Source organism: Pseudoalteromonas sp. (genome assembly GCF_036960685.1).
Taxonomy (GTDB): domain Bacteria; phylum Pseudomonadota; class Gammaproteobacteria; order Enterobacterales; family Alteromonadaceae; genus Pseudoalteromonas.
On record NZ_JBALXK010000022.1, the window covers coordinates 11,652 to 36,713 of the forward strand.

At 40.6% G+C, this 25,062-nt stretch carries 24 protein-coding genes; 16 read left to right on the forward strand and 8 right to left on the reverse strand.

The window, feature by feature from the left end; translation table 11 throughout:
* The first annotated feature begins 87 nt into the window (after positions 1 to 87).
* The 3 genes from V7783_RS16410 to V7783_RS16420 all read left to right on the forward strand — a co-directional run bounded on the left by V7783_RS16410 (position 88) and on the right by V7783_RS16420 (position 3,783).
* A complete protein-coding gene (locus V7783_RS16410) occupies positions 88 to 1,953 on the forward strand; it encodes a CIA30 family protein (RefSeq protein ID WP_335679633.1) in 1,866 nt (621 codons plus the stop codon).
* A gap of 76 nt (positions 1,954 to 2,029) precedes the next feature.
* A complete protein-coding gene (locus tag V7783_RS16415; RefSeq protein WP_335679634.1) occupies positions 2,030 to 3,013 on the forward strand; it encodes a sensor histidine kinase in 984 nt (327 codons plus the stop codon).
* Complete coding sequence (locus V7783_RS16420; protein ID WP_335679635.1) at positions 3,010 to 3,783, forward strand: LytR/AlgR family response regulator transcription factor; 774 nt, start codon at positions 3,010 to 3,012, stop codon at positions 3,781 to 3,783. Before V7783_RS16415 ends, V7783_RS16420 begins: the two co-directional genes overlap by 4 nt.
* A 95-nt stretch (positions 3,784 to 3,878) precedes the next feature.
* Here the strand turns inward: V7783_RS16420 and katG are convergent, their stop codons facing one another.
* Positions 3,879 to 6,056: a catalase/peroxidase HPI gene (gene katG, locus V7783_RS16425; protein WP_335679636.1), complete on the reverse strand. Its 2,178-nt coding sequence runs from the start codon at positions 6,054 to 6,056 to the stop codon at positions 3,879 to 3,881.
* A gap of 412 nt (positions 6,057 to 6,468) precedes the next feature.
* Between katG and V7783_RS16430 the strand changes: the two genes are divergently transcribed.
* The 3 genes from V7783_RS16430 (at position 6,469) to V7783_RS16440 (ending at position 8,868) form a co-directional block, all read left to right on the forward strand.
* The gene (locus V7783_RS16430; RefSeq protein WP_182830958.1) at positions 6,469 to 7,089 is read left to right on the forward strand and encodes a MarC family protein; all 621 of its coding nucleotides are present in this window, start codon (positions 6,469 to 6,471) and stop codon (positions 7,087 to 7,089) included.
* A 279-nt stretch (positions 7,090 to 7,368) separates the two neighbouring features.
* On the forward strand, positions 7,369 to 8,010 hold the full coding sequence (locus tag V7783_RS16435; RefSeq protein ID WP_182830957.1) for a glutathione S-transferase family protein: 642 nt from the start codon (positions 7,369 to 7,371) through the stop codon (positions 8,008 to 8,010).
* Between the two features lie 36 nt (positions 8,011 to 8,046).
* Positions 8,047 to 8,868 carry an alpha/beta hydrolase gene (locus V7783_RS16440; protein WP_335679637.1) on the forward strand — a complete coding sequence of 274 codons (822 nt, stop codon included), beginning with the start codon at positions 8,047 to 8,049 and terminating at the stop codon, positions 8,866 to 8,868.
* 80 nt (positions 8,869 to 8,948) lie between these two features.
* On the opposite strand, the gene V7783_RS16445 is transcribed toward V7783_RS16440, so the two are convergent.
* The 4 genes from V7783_RS16445 to V7783_RS16460 form a co-directional block, all read right to left on the reverse strand.
* Positions 8,949 to 9,158 carry a cold-shock protein gene (locus V7783_RS16445; RefSeq protein ID WP_016706518.1) on the reverse strand — a complete coding sequence of 70 codons (210 nt, stop codon included), beginning with the start codon at positions 9,156 to 9,158 and terminating at the stop codon, positions 8,949 to 8,951.
* Between the two features lie 185 nt (positions 9,159 to 9,343).
* The gene (locus V7783_RS16450) at positions 9,344 to 9,553 is read right to left on the reverse strand and encodes a cold-shock protein (protein WP_149980327.1); all 210 of its coding nucleotides are present in this window, start codon (positions 9,551 to 9,553) and stop codon (positions 9,344 to 9,346) included.
* A gap of 334 nt (positions 9,554 to 9,887) precedes the next feature.
* Complete coding sequence (locus V7783_RS16455) at positions 9,888 to 10,340, reverse strand: GyrI-like domain-containing protein (protein WP_335679638.1); 453 nt, start codon at positions 10,338 to 10,340, stop codon at positions 9,888 to 9,890.
* Positions 10,341 to 10,426: 86 nt separating this feature from the next.
* Entirely contained in the window at positions 10,427 to 11,299 is an 873-nt protein-coding gene (locus tag V7783_RS16460; RefSeq protein WP_335679639.1) for a LysR family transcriptional regulator, read from the reverse strand.
* Between the two features lie 105 nt (positions 11,300 to 11,404).
* Here V7783_RS16460 and V7783_RS16465 point away from each other — a divergent pair, with 105 nt between their 5' ends.
* From V7783_RS16465 to V7783_RS16490, 6 genes are all read left to right on the forward strand, one after another.
* Positions 11,405 to 11,905, forward strand: a complete 501-nt coding sequence (locus tag V7783_RS16465) for a lactoylglutathione lyase family protein (RefSeq protein WP_335679640.1) — start codon at positions 11,405 to 11,407, stop codon at positions 11,903 to 11,905.
* 181 nt (positions 11,906 to 12,086) lie between these two features.
* Positions 12,087 to 12,707, forward strand: a complete 621-nt coding sequence (locus V7783_RS16470) for a fused MFS/spermidine synthase (RefSeq protein WP_335679641.1) — start codon at positions 12,087 to 12,089, stop codon at positions 12,705 to 12,707.
* Positions 12,700 to 13,584 carry a spermidine synthase gene (locus tag V7783_RS16475; RefSeq protein WP_335679642.1) on the forward strand — a complete coding sequence of 295 codons (885 nt, stop codon included), beginning with the start codon at positions 12,700 to 12,702 and terminating at the stop codon, positions 13,582 to 13,584. The genes V7783_RS16470 and V7783_RS16475 overlap by 8 nt, the downstream gene beginning before the upstream one ends.
* Before the next feature lie 187 nt (positions 13,585 to 13,771).
* Positions 13,772 to 14,248 carry a MarR family transcriptional regulator gene (locus V7783_RS16480; RefSeq protein WP_192540162.1) on the forward strand — a complete coding sequence of 159 codons (477 nt, stop codon included), beginning with the start codon at positions 13,772 to 13,774 and terminating at the stop codon, positions 14,246 to 14,248.
* Positions 14,249 to 14,251: 3 nt separating this feature from the next.
* The gene (locus tag V7783_RS16485) at positions 14,252 to 15,313 is read left to right on the forward strand and encodes an HlyD family secretion protein (RefSeq protein ID WP_335679643.1); all 1,062 of its coding nucleotides are present in this window, start codon (positions 14,252 to 14,254) and stop codon (positions 15,311 to 15,313) included.
* Positions 15,314 to 15,322: 9 nt separating this feature from the next.
* Positions 15,323 to 16,360, forward strand: coding sequence for a DUF2955 domain-containing protein (locus tag V7783_RS16490; RefSeq protein WP_335679644.1), 1,038 nt, complete (start codon positions 15,323 to 15,325; stop codon positions 16,358 to 16,360).
* A 62-nt stretch (positions 16,361 to 16,422) separates the two neighbouring features.
* Here V7783_RS16490 and V7783_RS16495 read toward each other — a convergent pair whose 3' ends face one another.
* Together V7783_RS16495 and V7783_RS16500 are read right to left on the reverse strand one after the other, a co-directional pair.
* Positions 16,423 to 17,580 carry a benzoate/H(+) symporter BenE family transporter gene (locus tag V7783_RS16495; RefSeq protein WP_335679645.1) on the reverse strand — a complete coding sequence of 386 codons (1,158 nt, stop codon included), beginning with the start codon at positions 17,578 to 17,580 and terminating at the stop codon, positions 16,423 to 16,425.
* Positions 17,581 to 17,706: 126 nt separating this feature from the next.
* Positions 17,707 to 18,675: an ATP-grasp domain-containing protein gene (locus V7783_RS16500; RefSeq protein WP_335679646.1), complete on the reverse strand. Its 969-nt coding sequence runs from the start codon at positions 18,673 to 18,675 to the stop codon at positions 17,707 to 17,709.
* Positions 18,676 to 19,134: 459 nt separating this feature from the next.
* On the opposite strand from V7783_RS16500, the gene V7783_RS16505 reads away from it, so the two are divergent.
* Both V7783_RS16505 and V7783_RS16510 read left to right on the forward strand, forming a co-directional pair.
* Complete coding sequence (locus tag V7783_RS16505; RefSeq protein WP_335679647.1) at positions 19,135 to 19,833, forward strand: hypothetical protein; 699 nt, start codon at positions 19,135 to 19,137, stop codon at positions 19,831 to 19,833.
* Positions 19,834 to 19,905: 72 nt separating this feature from the next.
* Entirely contained in the window at positions 19,906 to 20,649 is a 744-nt protein-coding gene (locus V7783_RS16510; RefSeq protein WP_442961388.1) for a zinc-dependent metalloprotease family protein, read from the forward strand.
* Between the two features lie 113 nt (positions 20,650 to 20,762).
* On the opposite strand, the gene V7783_RS16515 is transcribed toward V7783_RS16510, so the two are convergent.
* Positions 20,763 to 21,962, reverse strand: coding sequence for an alkaline phosphatase family protein (locus V7783_RS16515; RefSeq protein WP_335679648.1), 1,200 nt, complete (start codon positions 21,960 to 21,962; stop codon positions 20,763 to 20,765).
* A 162-nt stretch (positions 21,963 to 22,124) separates the two neighbouring features.
* Here V7783_RS16515 and dgt point away from each other — a divergent pair, with 162 nt between their 5' ends.
* On the forward strand, positions 22,125 to 23,588 hold the full coding sequence (dgt, locus tag V7783_RS16520; protein WP_335679649.1) for a dGTPase: 1,464 nt from the start codon (positions 22,125 to 22,127) through the stop codon (positions 23,586 to 23,588).
* A gap of 165 nt (positions 23,589 to 23,753) precedes the next feature.
* Positions 23,754 to 25,061 (forward strand): hypothetical protein, encoded by a 1,308-nt coding sequence (locus tag V7783_RS16525; protein WP_335679650.1) that lies wholly within the window; start codon positions 23,754 to 23,756, stop codon positions 25,059 to 25,061.
* Position 25,062 lies beyond the last annotated feature (1 nt).

A 25,062-nucleotide genomic window follows, 5' to 3' on the forward strand; every position in this document is an offset into this window, starting at 1 on the left:
GTTCAACCAAACATTACTGAATGAGGCAATTTAAAGCGCTAAATTTCATATTAACAGCTCTGAAATTATGTTGATAAGGAATTTAAAATGAAAGCTATAACAAGAACTGTAACAAAAACACTCATCGGATTATGTTTAGTTGGTCAGTTCAATGCATACGCCATGGACTTACGAGTTGATAACGTACGTTTATACCAACATGACTCGCAAGGTTTTTCAGCGCCTAGTAGTCTGTATATTGATGACGGTAAAATAGTAAACATTACTAAAGGGCCGAGTGCAAAACAGCAGGCTGATAAAACCTTTAATGCGAATAATCAATTTGCATTGCCGGGGCTGATTGATTTGCACGTGCATTTGGGCTCTTCAGGGAGCAACTTTACAGAATTTCAATATTTACCAGTCAAGTCGCATTTCAATGCTAATTTGTATTTGGGGGTGACCAATATTGTTGATTTGTTTTCATTTCAACAAACCCTTGATGAAGCTGCAAAATTAAAAGCGACGCAGACTACACCTAACTTATTTTATGCTGGCACCTTATTTACCAACCCCGGTGGTCATGGTACTCAATTTGGTGGTAGCGTGTATGAAATCAGTAATGACAGCGATATTGATGCATTATGGCAAAAGCATATGGCAACCAGCCCGCATCTTACCAAAGCGGTTATTGAAACATTTGGGGGTAAAGGCAACTCACTTACAGACAGCCAGTTAGCAGAGCTTGGTAAGCGCTCAAAAGCGGCTGGTTTACCTTATTTTATTCACGTATCTACGTTAGCTGATGGTAAACGAGCCATAAAAGCAGGCGCTACTGCACTTGCTCACGGTATTAATAGCGAAGCGATTGATGATGAGTTTATTGCCTTAATGAAGCAAAATAAGGTGACCTATATTCCAACATTGGCGGTTTATTATAACCACAGTGATGAAAAACATAATCACGCCTTGAGTTCGCAAACAGAGCTATTAAAACCCGTGCCAAACAAGCTACAAGGTTGCTTATTTGAAAAAGTCCCCGAGCCATCAAAATGGAAAGAGCATAGCTGGCAAACACGCAGTATCGCGTACGCTAATATCCAGCAATTACAGCAAGCGGGTGTTGTGATTGGCACTGGCTCTGATGCGGGAAACCCTTATACATTGCATGGTTTAGGCTTACATAATGAAATAGATGCTCTTAAAACTGCGGGATTAACGAATGCCCAAATTATCGACGCAGCAACAATTAATGGCGCGCATGCAATAAATCAAAGCAATAATATAGGTCAACTAGCGATAGGTTTTGAAGCAAGCTTTATCTTGCTTGAGCAAAACCCAATTGAAGATATAAATGCTATTCACTCTATTTCACAGGTTTATAAATCAGGTGAGCAAGTTAACCGTGAAAAACTACTAAGCGAAAATGCTAAAATCGAACCACAAGGCCCTGCATGTAATCAAACTGCGCAAAGTACAAAGGCACAACAAAGTATTGATGACTTTAATGGTCAATCACCTTGGCAGGGACTAACTGGTGCGGTAATGGGTGGCCAATCCAGCGTTGAATTAACGTCAAATAAGCACAGCCTTACGATTAATACGACAGTGGCTAAACCGACAAACTTTGGTGCTTGGGCGGGTGCTGAAATAAAATACGCACAGCCAGTCGATGCATCAGCCTTTAGTGGTGTACGAATTACTTATAAAGGGTCTACGGTGCCATTTGCTTTGGCAATCTATCACAGTGACGTAAAAGACTGGGACAACTTTAGTGTTTTAGCCAAACCGAGTGAACAATGGCGAACAATAGACATCCCTTTTACAGAGTTTAAGCAATTTGGCTTTGGTAATACCGTGACTTGGTCAGCACAAAAAATTACAGGGTTTAATGTAATGTGGCGCAAAATGCCTGGCGCAGCAGAGGGCGTATTAAGCAATACAGTAGAAATTAAAGAATTTAGTTACTATTAAACAGCTAAGGCCATAATCAATAAGTTTGGTTTTGGCCTTGTTTATTTGCTATGGTTTTTAAAAAAGAATCCTAATTATGCTTAAACACCCTTTTTATAAATACAGTTTTTGTTTACTACTCATTGTAGATATTGCCTATGCGCTAGCCATTGTTATTACTAACTCAGCACCTATCTCTATTGATACTGTTATAGCTTCACTAGTATGGTTTGCTACTTTTTACTGGATCCCTGTATGGGCGGCGGCGGCATTGATTTTTCAGCTGCGAAAAAATGGTAATAAAAAAATTGCGCTAGAGTGGTTAATCGCGGTGGTATTTATGGCCACTGGTAATGTAGTAACCGATCACGTACTCGTTAGCTTATATGATGATTACCGACCACTCGGTGTTTTTGTTATTTTTAATGGTTTAATTTGGGGCTCATGTATTTACTGCATTTGTATTTATATTGAGAGCAAAAAAAAGGTCGCAATTGAGGAGCATTCGCGCAAAAAAGCACAACTTGCCACGTTACGTTATCAGCTAAATCCACATTTTATGTTTAATAGCCTCAATACCATTTCGGCTTATATTCATACTAACCCTGATTTAGCAGACGAAGTGTTGCATGAACTTGCTGATATACTTAGGTATTCACTAGATACAGCAGAACAAACACTGATCCCGCTTGAGCAAGAACTTGCTATTATCGAGAAATATTTAAATATTGAAAAAGCCCGCTTTGGTGAAAAACTACAGGTAAATTACACCCTGCCTGAGCAGCTAAAAAGTATTCATATTCCGCCGCTCATTATTCAGCCTATTATTGAAAATGCGATAAAGCATAATGCTCAGCAAAACAGCTTAACTGTAAATATAGAACTTACTGTTATTGATAGCCTAATTCGAGTGAAAGTCAGCGATAACGGTATTGGGTTTAATGAGCATGTGTTAAAGCATGGTTATGGCACTGGTGTTGGCATGAAGAATATACAGCAACGAGTTAGTCAATTAGGTAATAGTAAAATTACACTGAGTAATAATAACGGCGCGGTTGTATGTTTGGAGTTAGTGGTATGAGTGAGTCGGTGAGTAAACTTCGCTTAGTATTTGCTGATGATGAGTTGCCGGCGCGTGAAAAACTCACTCATCAGCTTAGTTTAATGGATAATATTGACGTTGTTGGCATTGCAACCAATGGTAAAGAAGCTATTTCCTTGATCAATGAACTCAAACCTGACGTTGCGCTTTTAGATATTCAAATGCCTGAAATTAATGGCTTAGAGCTTGTTGATATACTCAACCATCAACCTTTGATCATCTACACAACTGCATATGATCAATTTGCAGTTCAAGCATTTGAACATGCCTCAATTGACTATTTATTAAAGCCCTTCCCCATTGCGCGGTTAAAAAAAGCACTGGCGAAAGCACAGGAGCAGATTTTGCAGCAAATGGCTGTTGTGCGTGCTAATGATGAGCCTAGTAAAATTCAGTATGGATTAGGCGAAAATAAGCTTAATAAACTCATTAGTAAAAGTGGCGAACGAATTTTTTTATTATCGCCATCAGATATTAAGTTTATTAAATCAGAACAAGGAAATAGCCTTGCCCACGATGGTGTAACATTACATCACTTAAGTGATACTTTAGATCAGCTAGAGCACAACTTATCCGCCCAAAACTTTGTGCGTATTCACCGTAGTTACCTAGTAAATATAGATCACATAAAAGAAATTCAACGTTGGTTTAATGGCAAGCTGATGGTGATTATGAATGATGGTGAAAAATCAGAACTCAGTACCAGCCGCGCAGGTGCAGATAAACTAAAACAACTGCTAAAGATTTAGCACAATAGTTTCCGGATCAGATATGGGCGGTTAAATATAAAAAAGCGCGAGAGTGTTAACTCTCGGGCAGTTCTTAAACTAGCTTAGTGCTTTACTTAAATATCAAAGCGGTCTGCGTTCATTACTTTAACCCATGCTTTAACAAAGTCTTTTACAAAGCGCTGTTTGTTATCGTCTTGGGCGTAAAACTCGGCAAGGGCTCGTAAAATAGAGTTTGAGCCAAATACTAAATCTACGCGGGTTGCGGTCCATTTAGTATTGCCAGAGCTGCGTTCAACTATATTGTAGGTACTTTTGCTTGCCGGTTCCCAGCGATAATTCATATCCGTAAGGTTAACAAAAAAGTCATTTGTTAAAGCACCTACATTGTCGGTGAACACACCATGTTGGCTACCCGCATGATTGGTGCCTAGCACACGCATGCCGCCAAGCAGTACGGTAACTTCGGGTGCAGTTAAGCCCATTAATTGGCTGCGCTCTAAAAGTAACTCTTCGGCTGATACAACATAGTCTTGCTTTTGCCAATTTCTAAAACCGTCATGAATTGGTTCAAGTACATCGAACGACTCTGCATCGGTCATTTCGTCCGTTGCATCACCGCGCCCTGGTGCAAATGGAACTGTTATATCAACGCCTGCCACTTTTGCAGCCTGCTCAACGGCTGCAGTACCACCAAGGACGATTAAATCGGCTAAACTAACTGGTTTGCTTAAGCCTGCTTGAACTGTTTCAAGTGCGCTTAATGCTTTTGCCAAGCGCTCAGGCTCGTTACCTTGCCAATCTTTTTGTGGGGCTAGACGAATGCGTGCGCCATTGGCACCACCACGGTGATCTGAACCACGATAAGTACGCGCGCTGTCCCATGCGGTGCTGATCAAATCACTGGCGCTGACGCCACAATTCAATAGCTTAGCTTTTAGCTCACTAATTTCAGTATCAGATAAGGTGTAATCTACGCTTGGGATTGGATCTTGCCAGATCAGATCTTCGCTTGGTACATCTGCGCCAAGGTAGCGAGATTTAGGGCCTAAGTCACGGTGAGTGAGTTTAAACCAAGCACGTGCAAACACATCGGTGAAATAGTCAAAATCATTATAAAAACGTTCAATAATTTTGCGATAGCTTGGGTCCATTTTCATTGCCATATCGGCATCGGTCATAATCGGGTTTAAACGAATTGACGGATCTTCAACATCAACAGGTCTATCTTCTTCTTTGATGTTGATAGGTTCCCACTGGTTAGCACCCGCTGGGCTTTTAGTAAGCTGCCACTCGTAGTTTAACAGTAGGTAGCAATAGCCGTTATCCCACTTAGTTGGGTGGGTTGTCCACGCACCTTCAATGCCTGAGGTCATAGTATCGCGGCCGATACCGCGTGAGTTGTGGTTATTCCAGCCAAGGCCTTGCTCAAATACATCAGCCGCTTCTGGCTCTGGGCCAACGTTCTCTTCGCTGCCATTGCCGTGGGTTTTCCCCACAGTGTGACCGCCAACTGTGAGTGCTGCAGTTTCTTCGTCATCCATTGCCATACGGGCAAAGGTTTCGCGCACTTGCTCTGCCGTTTTCAGCGGATTAGGCTCTCCATTGACCCCTTCAGGATTTACGTAAATTAAGCCCATTTGCACCGCTGCTAATGGGTTTTCCATGGTGTCTGGTTTTGCTACGTTGTCATAGCGTTCATCACTTGGGGCAAGCCATTCTTTTTCAGCGCCCCAATAAACGTCTTTTTCTGGATGCCAGATATCTTCGCGTCCGCCGGCAAAACCAAAGGTTTTTAAGCCCATCGATTCATACGCCATGTTACCGGCTAAAATAATTAAGTCAGCCCACGATAATTTATTGCCGTATTTTTTCTTGATAGGCCAAAGTAAGCGGCGTGCTTTATCGAGATTGGCGTTATCTGGCCATGAATTTAACGGCGCAAAACGTTGGTTACCTGTACCGCCACCGCCACGTCCATCGGCTAAACGGTACGAGCCTGCTGAGTGCCACGCCATGCGGATCATTAACCCACCATAATGGCCCCAATCTGCTGGCCACCACGCTTGGCTTTGAGTCATTAGGTTTTTTAAATCTGTTTTTACTGCTTCAAGATCTAATTTTTTAAATTCTTCGGCGTAATTAAAGTCATCGCCGTAGGGGCTAGGTTTGCTATCGTGTTGATGAAGAATGTCGAAATTTAACGCATTGGGCCACCAATCAGTATTGGAATTAGACGTTTGTGTGTTGCTACCGTGCATAACTGGGCATTTGCCCGCACCTGAATTGCTCATTTTTAGCTCCTTTATCGGAATATAAAACTCGGTCTATAAATCGCTATGTTGAAAAGCTTAGTTCATAACAATTAACTTGCTACTGAATGTAATACTTTGATTGATAAACCTTGTTGAAGTTCATCCCTTGTACCAATATAGAATATTAACGATAAAAAACTAGATCTAGATCAATACTTTAAAACGATTGCAGCCATCTATAAATTAGATGCAGTTGCCTAAAGTAAGTTAGCTACAGCCATGCAAAACCCTTTTTCGTGATGGGCCCTTTTGAAAATTAACATCAGTAGTTAAGCTATAAATATAGCGCTAATCAACAGTGGCAGTTTGCTTATAAATATTTAAAATTAATCCAATTGTTTAAATTAAAATGTTACTTTCTATACAGCTGTTAAAATAGGGTGGAAAATGCATGATTGACTTTATTGCTGTTTTTATTACTTTTTTTGCTGTTATTGACCCCATAGGCACGGTGCCAGTATTTGTTGCCGTGACCGAAAAGTACGATGCAAAAACGAAACGGCGCATTGCACTAATGGCTACATTGGCTTCGGCCGCAGTGCTGATATTTTTTGTCGTGATTGGCGAAATAATCTTAAAAGCCTTATCTATTCCCTTACCTGCGTTTCAAATTTCAGGGGGAATTGTTTTATTTTTATTTGCATTGAGTATGATATTTGGTGATAGCAAACCCGAAGAAGAGCTCAAGCTGCTTGTTAAATCGGATAAAGAAACCGCTATTTATCCGATTGCTGTTCCCTCGATTGCCAGTCCTGGCGCTATTTTAACGGCTGTATTGTTAACAGAAAACGCTATTTTTAGTATTTGGGAACAACTGCAAACAGCGTTAGTTATGCTATCTGTTTTGATTGTGGTTTATATATTAATGCTGTTATCGGGCTATATCAGTAAAGTGATTGGCAGTAGTGGCGCCAGCGTTATTAGCCGTGTGATGGGGCTAATTTTATCGGCAATTGCTACAACAAATATACTCACAGGGTTTACAGAGTATTATAAATCGGTGGTAGTTTAATGTATGGTTGATATTAAAGTGTAACATGGACTTATTGTGTACAAACTATTTTATTACCCGCTCAACGCCAGTATGGCGCCGCACTTTATTTTTGAAGAACTGCAAATCGATTTTGAATTAATTTTCGTAGACAGAAAAAGCGAGATTCATAAAACAGCCACCGCTTTCTTTTGAGTACCTGAACAAGTATTTACGTCGCTTAGCTAAGCGAGAGTCGATTATTAACGTGTGTAAAAAAGAAAATCTCAGTTTGGTTGATTATCAATAATAGGAAGTACAATGAAAGTTTATGGAAGAACAACCTCGTTTAACGTGCAAAAAGTACTCTGGTTTCTGGATGAGCTGGGCATGAGTTATCAGCATATTGAAGTGGGTGGTCGTTTTGGCGGCCTTGATAGTGATGACTTTTTAGCATTGAACCCGTTGCAAAAAGTGCCGGTACTTGTGGATGGCGATAATGTTATTTGGGAGTCGCACAGTGTACTACGCTATTTGGCGGCAAGTTATGGCACTACAGATTGGTATTATGCATCGCCCTATCAGCGTTCGTTATATGAGCGCTGGATGGATTGGTCACAGGTGATTTTTCAACCTGCTTTTATGGCCACATTTTGGGGCTATTACCGTAAAACGCAAAAAAACCGTTGTATGGAGCAAATCACACGGAACATACAAGAGTGCGAGCAATGCTTACAGATAATTGAACAACAGCTAAGTCATGCCCCCTATCTTGCCGGTGGTAAAATGACCCTGGCTGATATTTGTGTGGGAGCCATTTTACATCGCCTAACATCTCAGGGGTTAGCAATAACATTGCCGGAGCGAGTGACTCAGTGGTTTGAATTACTAAAAACCAGAGCTGGCTATCAAAAATGGATTATGAGTGATTTTACTGAGCTCCAAGGGCGTGAAGACTTTTAATTTTGTTTTAACGCTTTTAACTAAACAAGGATTATAGTGAAATATTTATTATTAGCTGCGATGCTACTTATCACTTTTAGTAGCGCGGCCGAGCAGGCATTTGAAATACCCAGAAGCTCGGTGGTTAAACTTATCGATCAGCAAAGCAAGCTGAGCTATCCAGTATTTATAAAGCTCCCGCGAAGTTACAGTCGTGATAAAGATAAAACATACCCAGTGGTTTACTTACTCGATGGCTCGTATGCGTTTCAAGTGGCATCGGGAGCGACGCGTTTTCCTATGAACAGCGGTAAAATGGATGAAGCAATACTCGTTGCCATTGGTTATTCGCAAGGCTCTAAAGGCTCATCAAGCCGAATACGTGATTTCACCCCAAGTAAAGCCAAAGATTGGCAGTTAGAGACAGGTAAAGCCGCGCAACATATCGATTTTATAGCTGATGTGGTGTTTGAACATATGAAAGCTAACTACCGAATAAACCCAAAGCAACGTACTTTAGTGGGAAATTCTCTTGGCGGTTTATTTGCCGCTTATGTGCTTTTTACTCAGCCTAATATGTTTGAAAGTTACATTATCGGTAGCCCGTCGGTGTGGTTTGATAATGAGATCATACTATCTCAGCCGATTACTAAAGCTAAGCAAGGCGTTAGGGTTTACTTATCAGTAGGTAGTAAAGAAACCCCTGAATTTGGCGAAGGGCAAGATATGGTAACGGGTGCGAACAAGCTTGCTGACAAAATACGGCAAAGTAATGATCAGCAGGTGCAGTTGGAGTTTTCTATAATTGATGGCGCAAAGCATGCGACGGCATTTCCAACCACGCTGATCCAAGGTTTAGATTGGCTTTATGCAAAATAGCGCAGACATTAAAAAGCCCAATGATAGATTAATATCAGTGGGCTTTTAATACGTTAAAACGTATTAACTAAAACAATCGTTTAGATACAAACGATGTTTTCAGCTTGTGGGCCTTTTTGACCTTGAGTAACAGTAAACTGTACACGTTGGCCTTCAGCTAGAGTTTTGAAGCCGTCACCGCTGATAGCGCTGAAATGAGCGAAAACGTCAGGACCTGACTCTTGCTCGATAAAACCAAAACCTTTAGCTTCGTTGAAAAATTTAACTGTACCAGTTGTAGTAGTAGACATAATAGATATCCTAGATATTAATAAAAGTGTGCCTAAAATCAGGCGGTTTAGCTGAAAAAACAAGTATTTAACTGAGGATAACGCGATGAATTATTACTAATAACAACGTGGTACGTACAAATAAACAGAATTTCTTTCAAACTTATAGTGCATTAACGGGTTATCACTAACCCATTAATTAAAAATTAGATGCAAACGATATTTTCAGCTTGCGGGCCTTTTTGACCTTGAGTAACAGTAAACTGTACACGTTGGCCTTCAGCTAGAGTTTTAAAGCCATCGCTTGAGATTGCGCTGAAATGAGCAAAAACGTCAGGACCAGACTCTTGTTCAATAAAACCAAAACCTTTAGCTTCGTTAAACCATTTTACTGAACCAGTTGTTGTAGTAGACATAATAGAATCCTAAGAATTAATAAAAGTTCGCCTTTAAATAGGCAATTTAGCAGGAAGAAAACAAGTATTTAACTGAGGATAACGCGAAGGATTATTACTAATAACAACGTGGTACGTACAAATAAACAGGGCTTTCTATCAACCCGATGCCGAGCAGGATAACAGCAACTGAAACTACATAACAAGCTTTATTTATTTTTCTTTTTTACATAAGCACTTCTGAGTGTAGATAAAAGTATGGCTAAAATTAGAAGGGCGATCTTGAAGTGCTGCGACAATGCAAGGCTCATAGCTTAGTTCAAAGGCTACGAGCCTCGTAATAAACGCGGTATGTTTACTCAGCAATCGCGATGGCTATTTCTACCTCATTAGCATTTTTATAGTACTCAAAATCGCTGGTATAAGTTCGTGTGTAACGACAATCATCTGAGCTGAAGTATTGCCAAATTTCGCCCCATAAATCAATTATGGCATCGGGCATTTCACCCTCACCAGTAAAAACTAAGTAGCGTCCAGCCGTTGTTGTAACCTTGACTGCATCACGAGGATGAATTGATTGAGCATCACTACAGGCAATCACATCAAAATCACCTGTTACATCGCTTTCATAATTGGTATATACGCCATATACATGGCTGTTCTTAGTGAGCTCTGCGGTGTATTTATCAGCAAACCGTTGCCAAAGATCTGCGATTTTTGCTGTGCCAGTATTCATTTCATTGGCATTGCAGGTTCTAACTTTTAAACCGGTTAAAGTCTTACTTGCTAGCTGTTTTACTTCCATCATCACTATCCTTTAGCGTAAAAACTCTCTATCAGCTTAACAGAAATACGTTGGAATATTTAGATTAACGCTCATTTACTCGCAGGCAGTCACTTTAAGCCGGTCTTGATCGCGTCGATCACCGTATGCATACGTTTAGCCTGTGGGCGGTTACGATGATGACAGACATAAATTGCTTCACTGATCGGCTTTGCTAAGTGATGAATTTTAATTAATTCAGGTTTATTGAAGGCTCCTACCGCATGCGCTGGCATTACTGTAAAACCAAATCCAAGGCTGACAGGTTCTAAGATCAAGCTAATCTGATTTGAAAACCCCGTACGTTTAATTTGGCCAATATGCTCAAATTCAGGGTAATTCTCGCTAAGTAATAGCTGTGCGTGGTATTTAGCATCTGGATGAGCAATAAACCCTAGCTTGCACAAGGTTTGCCATGATGGGGAGTCATAACCTGCGGGTGTTATTAATAATAGTGCTTCTTGGCCAATTTTGTGGCTAGTGACTTCGCTCAAGGTGGGAGCTTGTGTTAAAAAACCTATATCAGCATTGTGGTTGGCAACAGCTTGCTCAACACTCTCATTGGGTGCAAAGCGATAATCTATAGTGAGTGCTTGGTGCTGTGTTTGTAAGTTCAGTAACTGATTATAAAATTTAAGTCCACAACTTCCCGGAGATTGCACTTTAATCTCGCCACTATAAGGAGAATCGTTGTGTAGCTCTTGCTCTAAAAACTGCCACTCTTTTAGTAATTTACAGCCTTTTTGATACAAGCTTTGCCCTTGGGCTGTTAGCGTAAATTGTTTACCATGGCGCTCTAACAATTGGCAATCAAGTTGCTGCTCAAGCTTTTTAATATGCTGACTTACACCCGATTGGGTCATAAATAAACGCTCGCTGGTGCGAGTAAAGTGATTTACTTCAACAAGCGTGCAAAAGGTATTTAGCCAAATAGGGTTTATCATTACAAAATGTACTCATAATCATGATTAATGATAATTTTACTTGATGGTTTGAGGTTCGTAAACTGACTTTACTAACTAAAGATTAACCATTATAGGATTAACACTATGAGTAATGTTTACCCTCGTAACTTTTCGCACATTGGTATTTCAGTGCCCGATCTTGAAAAAGCTGTTGAATTTTATTCTCAAGTTTTAGGTTGGTATGTAATTATGAAACCAACAGAAATAGTGGAAGACGATAGCGCAATTGGGCAAATGTGTACTGATGTATTTGGTGCCAACTGGGAGAAATTTCGGATCGCGCATTTATCAACAGGCGATCGTATTGGTGTTGAACTATTTGAATTCAAAAACCAACAAAACCCAGACGATAACTTTGAATATTGGAAAACCGGTGTGTTCCATTTCTGTGTGCAAGACCCTCATCTAGAAGAGCTAGCTGAGCGTATTGTTGCAGCCGGCGGTAAAAAGCGTATGGCAGAGCCGCGTTATTATTACCCTGGCGAAAAGCCTTACCGCATGATTTATATGGAAGACCCGTTTGGTAATATCCTAGAGATATACAGCCACAGCTATGAGCTTATTTATAGTGAAGGCGCTTATTAAAATGAGTTTATTATGCAGTCTGTATGGCTGCATCCTTATTTTATTGATACAAAGCTGCAGTTGCTTGATTTAAATTGTTTAACACAATCAATTTGTAAACGCCCTTTACAGTATAAAAGCTGGCCAGTTTTTATTCATCACGATAAGATGAGTTCACTGTAAAATAATAAGAACAAACTGAATGTTAAATAAAACCAACGCATTAATTTATTTTTTAGCCTTTAGTAGCGGCTTTAGTATCATGGGAATTGAGCTATTAGGTGGGCGAATTTTAGCGCCATTTTTTGGCAGTAGTGTGCATATCTGGGGCAGTATTATTACTGTGTTTATGCTTAGCTTATCGTTTGGCTATTTGCTTGGCGGTAAGTTATCAATAAAGCGCCCTTCGTTAACTAAATACGGCTTAATATTCTTATTAGCCAGTATTATGGTGGTGCCCATTGCATTGTTTGCAGAGCCGATAATGGAGTTTATTTTTACTCATATTGAAGATAGCCGCTATGGTTCATTACTTGCCTCTACTGCATTGTTTTTTGTGCCAACGATTATCTTAGGTATGATCTCACCTTATTCTGTGCGTTTATTAGTGACTGATAGCGAGCATAGCGGCCAAGTTGCAGGTGGTTTATACTTTGTCAGCACCTTGGGCAGTGCGCTTGGCACTATTATCACTTCGTTTTATATGGTGCTCGCGTTTGATGTAAATACTATTATTTTAGGTTTTGCGACCACCTTGGGGTTATTAGGTTTACTAGCAATTGCTGTTAATCAATTAACTAATAAGGAGACTAAGCATGTTTAAGTATTTTATAGCTGCTTTATTGTTAACGGCTTCTAGTGCTTACGCTGATGTTATTCACCAAGAGCGTTCGCTTTATCGTAATATTTTAGTGGAAGAAAGCGGTGATTTACGCTGTTTAAAGTTTGACGAAAAAACCCGTAAAAGCAGTCAAAGTTGCATGTATAAAAGTAATCCTCAAAAATTAGTGTTTAACTATACTAAGCTCACTTTTGCTAGTTTATTGATGATAGATAACCCACAAAATGTGCTTATTATTGGCCTTGGCGGTGGAACATTATCTAATGTTATTCATGAGCTATACCCTACTGCCAGTATTGAAAATGTTGAAATAGACCCCGCAGTTATTAAGGTTGCGCGTGATTTTTTTGATTTTAAAGAAACGGATAAAGTAACTTCAAAGGTGCAAGATGGGCGTATTTTTGTAAAACGCGCCGCACTTAAAAAGCAGCAGTACGATTGGATTATTCTCGATGCTTTTAATGGTGATTACATCCCTGAGCACTTACTGACAAAAGAGTTTTTTGAGGAAGTAAAAAGCGTGCTCTCGCCAAATGGCATTGTGGCCGCCAATACTTTTTCATCAAGTAAACTGTATGAACATGAATCAGCAACTTATCATGCTGTATTTGGTGACTTTATCAATGTTATCACTGAGAAAAACAGTAACCGTATTATTTTGGCGGGCTTTGATAACATGCCAACCGAGCAAAATATTACAGAGCGTGTAAAAAAATTAGCTCCGTTATTGTCTCCTTACGATGTGGATATTAAAGCCATTAGTAAAGGTATGCAGTCCACCAAAAATAATCAAGACTGGCCAACTGACACTAAAGTTCTGACCGATCAATATTCACCTGCTAATCTACTAAATTTTTAAATTCTATCTTTAATGGTCAACGTGTTGGCCATTAAAACTCCACTAATTCCATGTTTTAAATAAAAATATTACATATTATATAACTACACAGAACTGCCCTTTTTACAAATAAGTACATAAGCACAATATTTACTTAGCATGCTAACTACTGTAAACTAGTTAGCATGCTAAATAAATGGAGTATGATATGACTTCACCAATTCCTTTTCATGAAACGTTAGATTTAACCCTATGCGGCAATATGGGCCGCGTACATCGTTTGTGTCGAGAAGCGATCACTGCAGCAGTCGAGCCATTAGGTTTAACACAGTCGCGTTGGATTGCGATGATCCACATAAACCACCTGTCAGAGGGGGCTACGCAACAACAGTTAGCTCACAGCTTAGGGATTGAAATGCCTTCGTTAACTCGAACTGTTAAGCAACTAGAGCAGCAACAGTTAATTATTCGACGCGTTGATGAAGACGATAAACGCAGTAGAAAAATTTATTTTACTGAGCAAGGTCAGCAATTGCTGAGTACACTTAAAGTGTTGATCGTCGATGTTAAGCAGCAACTATATGCAGGGCTGACGACTGAACAATTAGATACGATGGCTTATGGACTAGTACAAATGGAAGAGAATGCGCGCCGTTGTTTAAAACTTTTAAGCCAAGAGAAATAAAGAATGACACCTGATCAAAAATTTGCCCGTTATGTAAAAATCTCATTAGTTGGGTTTATCCTATTATTCGCCTATTTTGTCGTGGCTGATATGTATTTACCGGTGACGCCACAAGCGCGGGTATATCATCCTGTAGTACAAGTTACCCCGCAAGTTAGTGGCCGTGTTAATCAAGTATTAGTAAACAATAATCAAGCGGTAAAAAAAGGCGAGCCATTATTTTTAATTGAAGCGGCACCTTTTCAATTAGCGGTTGAACAAGCGCAATTAGCTTTTGCCGATGCGCAGTTACAAAACCAGCGCTTAGACAGCAGCGTTAAAGCAATTGAGGCTCAGTTGGCTGCGGGTAATGCCAAATTGCATGAGCAAAAGTTGTTATTTGATCGCAGTGAATCCTTATTGAAAAAACGCTCTATTTCAGAGCAAGAATATGAAACCATCAGTGCGAACTTTCAATCAAGTAAAGCTAATGTCGCGGCAATTGAGGCGCAATTAACTGAGGCAAAATTAGCACGCGGTCAATTAGGTAGTGACAACCTTGCGTTACGTCATGCGCAGAATCAATTAGCCCAGGCAGAGCTTAATTTATCGTACAGCACTGTGAGTGCGGATACCGATGGTAAAGTGGCAAATTTGCAAGTGAGCACCGGAACCTTTGCTAATAAAGGCCAGCCAATGTTAGCCATTGTGGCAAATAAAGCTGATTTAGTGGCTGATTTTCGTGAAAAATCATTGGCAAATTTTGCCTTAGGTAGCCGTGCTAAAGTGACATTTGATGCGCTACCTGGGCAAGTTTTTGACGCTAATGTCAGCTCATTTGAAGCCGGTGTGAGTGATGGTCAAATCAGTGCGAATGGCTTACTTAGTAGCACCGAAAACAGCAATCGCTGGGTGCGGGATGCGCAGCGTCAACGTATTCATATAAATTTAGAGCAGCCGCAATTACTGAGTAAGTTACCCAGTGGGGCACGGGCTACAGTGCAATTATTACCAGAATCAACAATAGGCCAATGGTGTGCAAGTGCACAGATCCGTATGATTAGCTTACTGCATTTTATTTATTAAGGGGGCAACATGTCAGCACCATATACCCTTGATAAAAATGGCCTAAGGCAAGCTCTGCGCATTGCTGGCGGTAGCGCGCTGGGCTTTAGCCTATGTAAGTTAATGAACTGGCCTAATGGGATTTTCTTTACCGTTTATCCTATGTTGTTACTTGGTTTAGTGCCGATTTTAAATGCACATATAATTCGTCAGTTTTTTGCCAGTGCCGTATTTAGTGCTTTATTTGTGCTGATTGTACAAGGGTTGTTTTCGCATTTACCTGTAGTGATGACCATGCTGAGCTTTTTAGCATTTGCGTTTTTGTTTTATCAAATGAGCCGCGGTGCTAACTTTTTGTTCGGCGCTTTGGGGGTCGTGAGTTTATCTATTCAGCTCCACTTTGCCAGTTACGTTGGTAATGGCACCAGTATCTATCCGCTCATTATAAGTAATGGCTTAGCGGTTTTAGTCACTGTACTGACCGCGGTATTAATGCACTATATGTTTCCTGATGTTGCCCCTCGTCAAGGTCGCGTAATGCCAACTAAAGCAAAAGAGAGCATTCGCCATGAAGTACTCTTATGTGCAACGGTAGCGACGCTGTCATTTGTACTGTTTCAGGTGTTTGATTTGCAAGATTCAATTTCAGCGCAAGCAGCCTCGATTTTAATTTTGTTTCCGCTGTGTTGGAAAGCCGCGGGAATGGCTGGCTGGCAACGAGCAATCGGTACTTTAATTGGCTGTAACTTGGCGCTGGTGTCGCAGTTATTTTTATATAACCACACGGACATTTTGCTTTTTCCGGCGCTAATATTGTGGATTTTGACCTTTATTTTTAGTCGTTATCATATTATCGGTGGCGGGATCCCAGGTGTTGGCTTTGGTATTATCACCACCTTTGGAATTTTATTTGGTCAGTCTTTAGGCCCAGGACAAGATCTGGTTTACAGCGCGCTGTATCGCTTTTCATCAGTTTCTGTGGCTATTATTGTCAGCTTATGTGCGGTGTATATTATGCATCATATTCTTAACCGCTTTAGTGCGACACGACACCATACTTTTGATTAAAAAGAAGCCTTAACAAATGTTAAGGCTTATATATTTATAAATACTTATGGGTTGCTTTAATGCTACTTTCGCGGAATAAGCCATAGTGTCAAACCGCCTGCTAGTATGCCCCAAAATGCAGAGCCAACAGAGAACAAAGTGAGATCAGAGGCTGTTACTAAAAAGGTGATCATCGCAGCTTCAGTATAATAACTGTCTGACAACGCTTGCTGTAAGCTTGATGCAATGGTGGTAAATAAGGCGATACCAGCCAGAGCTAAAATGAGTGCTTGTGGAAGACTGGCGACTAACCCTACTAGTGTCGCTGCGCCTATGGCCATCAAGATATAAAAACCACCGCCGGCAATACTTGCCCAGTAGCGTTTGTTAGGATCGCTGTCAGCGTCTTCACTCATGCAAATTGCAGCGGTAATGGCGGCTAAATTAATGGCATAACCTCCAAATGGGGCAATCAAAATATTAGTTAGACCGGTCACATTGAGCGATGCAGAAACCGGTGCAGGGTAATTATGGGCTTTTAGCACCGCAATACCGGGTAAATTCTGTGAGGTCATAGTGACAATATAGAGCGGGATACCCACGCTTATCATCGCTTGTAAATTAAATTCAGGGCTAATAAACGCAAATTCGCTCATTTTCCATTGCCAGCTACTGGTGTCAATTTGTCCTGTTACGCCTGCCATCACAAAGCCTGCAATGAGCACCATGAGCATAGTAAAACGAGGTATAAGTCGTTTACAGAGCAAATAGACCAACACCATAATCCCTATAAGTAACGGTGTTTCGCTCATAAAGTTAAATACATCAATGCCAAACGTTACCAGTACACCGGCAAGCATCGCGCAGGCAATTTGGCTGGGGATACGCTCCATTATTTTTGCAAACCAGCCAGTAATACCAGAAATAAACATTAATAAGGCGCTGAACATAAATGCGCCCACCGCTTGATTTAAACTATATCCTTGGGCACTGGTGATCAATAAAGCGGCGCCAGTTGTTGACCATGCAATTAAGATAGGAATTTTATAATAATACGATAGACCAATTGATGTTACACCCATTGCGAGGCCTAGCATCAGTACCCAGCTGGCAACTAATTCAGCTGTCCCACCTAAAACTATGACGACCTGATAAATGAGTGCGATTGAGCTGGTAAAACCAATGATCACTGCAACTAAGCCTGCGGTTAGGCGATTTAATAGCTGATTTGAGAGTTGCATGCAGTTCCTAAAGCAATAAATTTATCGCTCTAGTTATACATAAATATGACCGTGATGCCAGTCGCAGTAAGCTATTTTTGACTAAGGTCTACACTAAAATATTGAAGCAGCCATCAACAGCAAAGCCTACACAGGCTCTACCACTGATAATGTTTCGTCAATAAATGTGAGGTCGAGATTTTCTGGACGGTCAAAGATACCTAAACGAATACGAATGAAATGCAAAATTTCACGGGCTACGTTAATTCCTAATGCCGCTTCTAAACCTTCAAAACCTGGGCTTGAATTTGCCTCACAGATTTTAAAGTGATTACCATCAAATAATAAGTCAATGCCTGCCACATCAAGGTTTAATACATTAGCAGTTTGAGTCGCTAACCATTCGATTTCTGGTGTGATTGGGTGCGGTTTGCCAGTGCCTCCGGCGCTTACATTCGCTTTAAAGTTTTTGCCACCTGAGTTTCGCTCCATACAGGCAACGGCGCGACCGCCGATAGTGAGTACTCGCAAATCACGACCGTGACTTGATTTAACAAACTGCTGTAAAATGATATTGGCTTGTGGGTTTGCGGCTTCTATCAACTGCATTAAGTCGTCAAATTCACTTTTCGATTTAGATAAAAATACACCACTGCCCTGCGAGCCAGAAAGCGTTTTTATCACCACTGGAAAACCAATTTGTCTGTCGACTAAGTCAATATTGACAGGAAATTTTACCAGCATCGTGTTCGGTGTTGGTAAGTTACGTTCAGCTAAAATTTGTTGCGCGAATAATTTGTCTTTTACTGTTTCAATTGATTGTGAGCTGTTAACGCAATACACACCTAATCGTTCAAGATGGCGAATAATTGCTAGTGCAAAATAGGTCGTGCTGGCACCCATTCGTGGAATTACAAAATCAGGTAAAGTGGTGGTTACGCCATCTATTAAAATGCTTTTACCGTCTTCACGAGTGATGGTCAAATCAAATTGATCCGGTGAGAAAACTTGTAAATCAATGCCCTCTTCCTGAGCAGCTGTTAATAGCCGTTCTACTTCATAAGTTTCTTGTTTAAGTAGTCCTGCACTGTCCTTATAAATGATCCAACCACGCATGGTAATTCCTCTTGAGTTTAGTTCGCAGCTCACAGAAAAATGGCTCACTACGCGATAGATATTCACCGGCGCTCGTGATGGCTCAGAGTCTGCGGCAAAAGACGCGGAGTATGAAGCTCGTCGGATCAGTAGTAAAACAAATAAATTTTATCGTCACGATAATTTATTTTTTCAATGAGGCTGTATTTACCCCATTATAAATGGTGCATTAATGCAAATAGAGAAATCGACCTATAAAAGGTAAAGGTGATAATTTGTTGTTAATTTTATCCCGTATTATTTAGACAGTTCAAATTGTTTTTTCCTCTATCATTACTGAACTTATTATTAACACTAAGATTAGTATGAAGATATTTATTTTTATGTTTTTATTATCGGTAACATTTTTATGCTTGCGATTTTTTTTGTTTCGATTTAAGGTTAACACGAAATTAACTTTTGGATCTGGAAAAGAAACAGATGAAGACAGCTATTGCATTAATTATCATTGTTCCACTTAGTGTATTTTTTATTTATGAATACGCTATTCATGAACAGGTGAAAGCGCCAGTATTAGCACCAGTGAATGAAAAAAATGTTGCTGTAGTTGCTGCACCGATAGCTAAATCTTTACCTAGCGAATCATTGCCTAATGTAATCGTTCCACTTGTTGAAACTACGCTGCAAGGTGATAGTGATTTTGATGCCATTAACCGTTTATCAGATAAAGCCAAGCAGGTACTTAAAGCGTCTGGTGTATTACCGACTGATTTAAAAAATGAAGCCTATATCGAATTTGACTTAGCTGCGCTGAAAAAGCTCAAACAAGGTGACAATTTTGATTTAGCGATCCCGCAGACAGCTGAAACCTTCAGTGCTGAAGTCACTAATGTGATTGCCGCCAGTAATGGCGATAAAAGTGTATTTGGCCGCGTGATTGGCGCCGATGGACAGTTTCATACCACTGTAATGACTATCGGAAAAGACGCCATATATGGCCAATTTACTGCTCCCAGTGGTAATTACGTATTTGAAAGTAAAGGTCAATATGGCTGGTTAGCAGCTAAGCGCGATCTTTATAAGAATCATATAGAACACCAAGTCACTAACCAACCCTCTGCTCAGCCCAGTGATGGGGATGATCCTTTTGCTCCAAAAGCAGCAACTAATAACTTATAAAAATTCATCACAAGTAATTTTTATAAGGCTTGAATTCAATAGACAATAAAACATAACTAACAAGGAAATAAGATGAACACACGATTCACTACCTTAGCTGTATTTTGTGCATTAGGGATGACAGCTACTAGCCAAGCGGCAACCATTGACATTGCGATTTTATATACTGATCAAGCTGCAGCGGCGACAACCAACATTAACACTAAGATTAATCAATATATTGCCTTTAGTAACCAGGTCTACAGTCAAAATGGTGTTGATATTACGCTGCGTTTAGTCGGCAGCGAAAACTTAGGCGATCATGCGATTACCCCTTCGAGCAGCTGGTTAAACTCGGTAACTAAAAGTAGTTACATTCAAGGTTTACGTAATAGCTGGGGGGCCGATATGGTTGCAGTCCTTGGTACGGGCCAAAGTGCAGGCAGTAACTTAATTTCCTGTGGTATTGCCTGGGTTGGTAATGGCAGCAATGGTACTTTATACAGCTCAGCAAGTAATAGCATGTATAGCATTACAGCTGTTGATTGCGGAGCTACAACGTTTGTGCATGAGTTAGGCCATAACCAAGGGTTATTGCATTCACGTAAGCAAGGTGACACCTCAGGTGGTGTTTATGTAGATGGTATGGGCCATGGAGTTCAAAATCAATTTGCAAGTATTATGGCGTACCCGCATGTTTTTGGTAGCGCTACACAATACGATTACTTTTCTAATCCAAGTTGGAGCGTGAACGGTCTCCCTTATGGTGTAACTGGCGAGTCGTTTGCTTGGCGTACAGTTAATGAAACTAAAAACAGCATTGCTAACTTTAAATAAGCGTCATTTTTAGTACATTGTTTTTCCCTTTTGAGCGCATTTGCGCTCTTTTTATTTAAGCTAGTGACAGTTCAACTAAACTAAAGATGAACTGTCACTAGTGATTGCTAGGCTTAGTTTTTTAAAGCTGGCCAAAGTGTAGCCCCATCACTGTCAATCTTGCTTAAAAGCTCAATGCCTAACACTTTAGCTATCAGTGGGTAAATATCGAGGTTATTGACTTTATCAAGGGTCACTCCTTGTTTAAATGCTGGGCCATTTGCAATAAAAGTTGCCGCCATATCATCGGTGTACGCGTAGCCGTGGGTGCCCAAATAGTTAACTTCACCGCTATCTGCGAAACTTCTTGGCGCGATGGTTTGTAAAATAATATCGCCGGTACGACCATTATTTTGATAATGATACTGCGCTCGCTGGCTATCAGTTAACACCGTGTAGCGACCTTTTGCGGCTTTGTTTAAGCGCTCTTTATACGTGCTTATATCTGCTGCTGTGGTGTTCTCATTGGCATAAATTAGCACCCGCGGACCGGTGTTTTTAACCATAAATTTATCATCGCTGGGTAAGCTACTGATGGCAATGCTCTGCTCTGGTGCAACGGCGCTCATGCCATGATCAGAAACAATAACCAAGTTTACGTCTTGTTCCAGCTCATCAAGACGCTGCTGTAGTTGCCCCATTAACGCATCGACTTGTTGTACCGCTTGTTTTGTCTGCTCAGCATCTGGCCCGTATTTATGCCCCATGCTATCAACTAATGAAAAATAACTGATAACTAATTGTGGGCGCTGTGGTGCGGGGAGTTTTAGCCATTGAACAATTTGTTCTATGCGGTTTTGGTAATCACTGTGTTGTGAATAATGGTAGTAGTAGTCAGGTGTCATGCCATTAAAGCGAGCATCTGATTCTGGCCAAAAATAGGTCGCAGATTTTAACCCCTGCATGCTGGCTAAATTCCATAGCGGAATACCATTAAACCAGGTGCTATCGTCCTTCCCTTTGCCCATGCTATAGCAGTCGTTGCGCTTGGTGTCGCAAAAGCGATTATCGACCACTCCGTGATTTATAGGTAATAAACCGGTAATGATAGATAAATGATTAGGAAAGGTTTTAGTTGGATACACAGGTTGCATTTTATTCGCTCGAACCCCTGATTTAGCGATTGCGGCTAAATGAGGTGCATGGTGCTTTTCAATATAATCCCAGCGAAATCCATCTAATGAAATAAGCACGACTGTGTTAGCCGGATTTTGTACTGCATGTGCATGGCTGGCAAAGTAAAGAAATAGAGCTGAAAAAACCAAAAACTTCATTTGAAAACCACCTTGGCTAAAGTAAATGTTGAGTTAAAAAAGTGAGAGAGTGCAGTGTAATATGCAATTGTGACATGCATAAGGCTTTATTTTAAAAGTTAATTATCCATTCTCATTTATTCTCCAAGCTGTTAGATTAAAGTTATTCATAAAGGAGTGACGATGATCGACTTTAGTAAAAAAATCACCTCAGCACGTGAGCAACGTTCGACCCCTAACTTACAAACTGCGCTTGAAAGCGATCGTGGTCGTATTATCAATAGTGCGGCAATTCGTCGCTTGCAACAAAAAACGCAAGTATTCCCACTCGAGCGCAATGCCGCTGTGCGTTCACGACTTACCCACTCACTTGAAGTGCAGCAAGTGGGGCGTTTTATTGTGCAGCGTATTTTTGCCAATTTGACCACCAAACAGCAGGCGGAATATGGCTTAACTGGTTTAGAGCGGCCATTGGAAAGCCTCGTTGAAATGGCTTGCTTGATGCACGATATTGGTAACCCGCCATTTGGTCACTTTGGTGAAGCGGCAATTAATCAGTGGTTTAATGCAAATTTGGCGGCACTAACTCCTGCTCGTTGTAGTGATCCACATACAGGAATTGGGGTGATCTTTAAGCATTTAGCACAAGATATCAGTAATTTTGAAGGAAATGCGCAAGGTATTCGTATTATTCATTCGTTACTATCGCTGAATTTAACTTACAGTCAAAGCGCGGCTATTTTAAAATATACGCGCCCGGCTAGTATGGCCAAAGAAGATATACCGCGTGATAAAAACTATCTGATGAAAAAAGTGGGTTTTTATTACAGCGAAAAAAACTTTGTAGAGCGTTTACAAAAAGAGCTCGAAATAGATCCACAATGTCGCCACCCTGCAAGCTACATAATGGAAGCTGCGGATGATATTTCCTACTGTTTAGCGGATATTGAAGATGCGGTAGAAAAAGGCATCATTAGTGTTGAGCTACTTTGCGATAAACTCAAACTACATTATAAAAAAGTACTCACTAATTTTACTATTGATGAAGTTGAACATCAGCATGTGGTTGATAAAGCTGTTAATTATGCTTTAGAAAAAGCCAAGTTACAGCCGTATAACTTTAACAGTGAGTTTTTTATTTATTTACGGGTAAGTCTACTCCACCCGTTAGTTAATTATGCTGCAAAGCGGTTTATAGATAACATTGAAGCAGTTTATCATGGCGACTTTAATCAAGCATTATTAGAAGATCGCAGCCACCTACACGCCATTACTAGTACGTTAAAACAGGTGGCATATGAGTATGTATTCTCTCACAAAGAAGTGGGGAAATTAGAGTTGCAAGGATATCGAATTATTACGGGGTTACTGGATTGCTATAAGCCCCTACTCCAGCTCAGTCACGATAATTTTAAACGAGTGCTCAAGGGAGATAGTCGCTTTTTGATTGAAACCCGTTTACTGCAAAAGTTATCAAAAAAACATTTAAATACCTACTTGCATGCTATCGATGCGATGCAGGCTGAACCGGATCATGTAATCGCCTACGAGTTTTATTATCGCTGTCGCTTTATTCAAGATTATATCAGCGGTATGACAGACCAGTTTGCTTACGATGAATATCGGACTTTAATGGTCATTGATTAGTAAAGTTAACAGCTAGATAAATTGACCCACAACTATTAAACTGAGTCTATTGTGTTATTTTTGCTTAATAGAATTATGCTCACTTATTTATCACGGCTTAGCCTTTTTATTTTACTTACTTGCAGTTTTAATAGCTTTGCGAAATACAGCGAAGCTATGTGCATTTTGTATAAACAACAGATGCAGCAATACAGTGATAACACCAGTAGCCGAAGTTATCGTAATGCGGCGAGAGATTACGATAAAAATTGCAGTAATCCGCCGCCAGTCAAAAAGACGCAAGCACCGGTCACAAAACTAAATAACACAGAGCCTGAACCTGTTAATGCAAAAGCAGAAGACGATCAACCGACTGTGCAACCGAGTGCGGCTGTAAACCCCCTTGACAATAATATAGAGGAAAACACTGCGCCAGTTCAGTTAAATGAAATAACAGCAAGCGAAATAGCTGTGCCAATTACTGTGATAGAACCGCGAGAAGAGGCATCAACGACGGCTACAGAGTTAAGCGGTGAGCCGGTTAAAGAGCAAGTTGAACAGCCAAATATAGCCCCTGTGAGTGCCCTACCGACAGCTACGCCTATTAATCCAGATAATGATGCTGATACAGGGTCATTATTAATGCCTAGTTTATTGTTATTAGCTGTGCTGTTATTAGCTGGATTATTGTTGCTACGTTTACGTGCTAAGAAAAGTTCAGCGCCTGAATCAATCGAAAATAACGCTGACATAGCGGCTGTGCTGAGCCGTACAGCTGACGAAAAGCCAATTAAACCCACTGCATCGGTTGTGGATGATGAAAATAAATTGACTGCAGCCCAGCAGCCCATTGCACAACAGCTAACTACTGAACAGCTAGCAAGCGCCGAGCCACAGATTACGGACGAAGATGAAGATGAGCTTAGCCAAGAGCAACTGACGCAGCGCATTTTTAGTAATGATCACGACTTCAAAGAGCCAGAAGTTCGTACTTTTGACCCTGATGCGCCACTACCGGGGCAAAAACCGAGTGCTTCGCCTGAAGTACAATCAAACAATGAAATAGTTAATGTAAAGCAGGCCAAATCAACAGAGCCTGAAGTTGATGACGATAACGTTGAGCAAGTAATTAGTCGCCCTGTAGAAGCTGAACCTCTCGATGAGCCATTAAAGCAAAGTACAGCCGCAGAGCAGAGCGCGATGAGTGATAGCGATGATGAAGTTGCAAAAGCACTGGCTGCGCTTCATGAAGAGCAGAGTGCGCAAGAGCAAGCCCCAGAACTAGAAAGTGATGAGTATGAAGAGCTTACAGAGCAACATGATTCACAAACAAGTGAGCAAAAAGCGAATCCATTTGCGAACTTATCTTTAGATCCAAGCTGGGATCCTAATTCAACTGAAAAGCCGACCATAGCGCCGAAAAAAACAACTCCTAAATCAGCCAAACTAATTGCTGCGCAAGAGCGTGCAAAACAATTAAAAACAGACGAATAAC

Coding starts and splice junctions, on each gene's coding strand:
- V7783_RS16410 (WP_335679633.1), top strand. CDS start 88: ATGAAAGCTATAACAAGAACTGTAACAAAAACACTCATCGGATTATGT.
- V7783_RS16415 (WP_335679634.1), top strand. CDS start 2,030: ATGCTTAAACACCCTTTTTATAAATACAGTTTTTGTTTACTACTCATT.
- V7783_RS16420 (WP_335679635.1), top strand. CDS start 3,010: ATGAGTGAGTCGGTGAGTAAACTTCGCTTAGTATTTGCTGATGATGAG.
- katG (WP_335679636.1), bottom strand. CDS start 6,056: ATGAGCAATTCAGGTGCGGGCAAATGCCCAGTTATGCACGGTAGCAAC.
- V7783_RS16430 (WP_182830958.1), top strand. CDS start 6,469: ATGATTGACTTTATTGCTGTTTTTATTACTTTTTTTGCTGTTATTGAC.
- V7783_RS16435 (WP_182830957.1), top strand. CDS start 7,369: ATGAAAGTTTATGGAAGAACAACCTCGTTTAACGTGCAAAAAGTACTC.
- V7783_RS16445 (WP_016706518.1), bottom strand. CDS start 9,158: ATGTCTACTACTACAACTGGTACAGTTAAATTTTTCAACGAAGCTAAA.
- V7783_RS16450 (WP_149980327.1), bottom strand. CDS start 9,553: ATGTCTACTACAACAACTGGTTCAGTAAAATGGTTTAACGAAGCTAAA.
- V7783_RS16455 (WP_335679638.1), bottom strand. CDS start 10,340: ATGATGGAAGTAAAACAGCTAGCAAGTAAGACTTTAACCGGTTTAAAA.
- V7783_RS16460 (WP_335679639.1), bottom strand. CDS start 11,299: ATGATAAACCCTATTTGGCTAAATACCTTTTGCACGCTTGTTGAAGTA.
- V7783_RS16465 (WP_335679640.1), top strand. CDS start 11,405: ATGAGTAATGTTTACCCTCGTAACTTTTCGCACATTGGTATTTCAGTG.
- V7783_RS16470 (WP_335679641.1), top strand. CDS start 12,087: ATGTTAAATAAAACCAACGCATTAATTTATTTTTTAGCCTTTAGTAGC.
- V7783_RS16475 (WP_335679642.1), top strand. CDS start 12,700: ATGTTTAAGTATTTTATAGCTGCTTTATTGTTAACGGCTTCTAGTGCT.
- V7783_RS16480 (WP_192540162.1), top strand. CDS start 13,772: ATGACTTCACCAATTCCTTTTCATGAAACGTTAGATTTAACCCTATGC.
- V7783_RS16485 (WP_335679643.1), top strand. CDS start 14,252: ATGACACCTGATCAAAAATTTGCCCGTTATGTAAAAATCTCATTAGTT.
- V7783_RS16490 (WP_335679644.1), top strand. CDS start 15,323: ATGTCAGCACCATATACCCTTGATAAAAATGGCCTAAGGCAAGCTCTG.
- V7783_RS16495 (WP_335679645.1), bottom strand. CDS start 17,580: ATGCAACTCTCAAATCAGCTATTAAATCGCCTAACCGCAGGCTTAGTT.
- V7783_RS16500 (WP_335679646.1), bottom strand. CDS start 18,675: ATGCGTGGTTGGATCATTTATAAGGACAGTGCAGGACTACTTAAACAA.
- V7783_RS16505 (WP_335679647.1), top strand. CDS start 19,135: ATGAAGACAGCTATTGCATTAATTATCATTGTTCCACTTAGTGTATTT.
- V7783_RS16510 (WP_442961388.1), top strand. CDS start 19,906: ATGAACACACGATTCACTACCTTAGCTGTATTTTGTGCATTAGGGATG.
- V7783_RS16515 (WP_335679648.1), bottom strand. CDS start 21,962: ATGAAGTTTTTGGTTTTTTCAGCTCTATTTCTTTACTTTGCCAGCCAT.
- dgt (WP_335679649.1), top strand. CDS start 22,125: ATGATCGACTTTAGTAAAAAAATCACCTCAGCACGTGAGCAACGTTCG.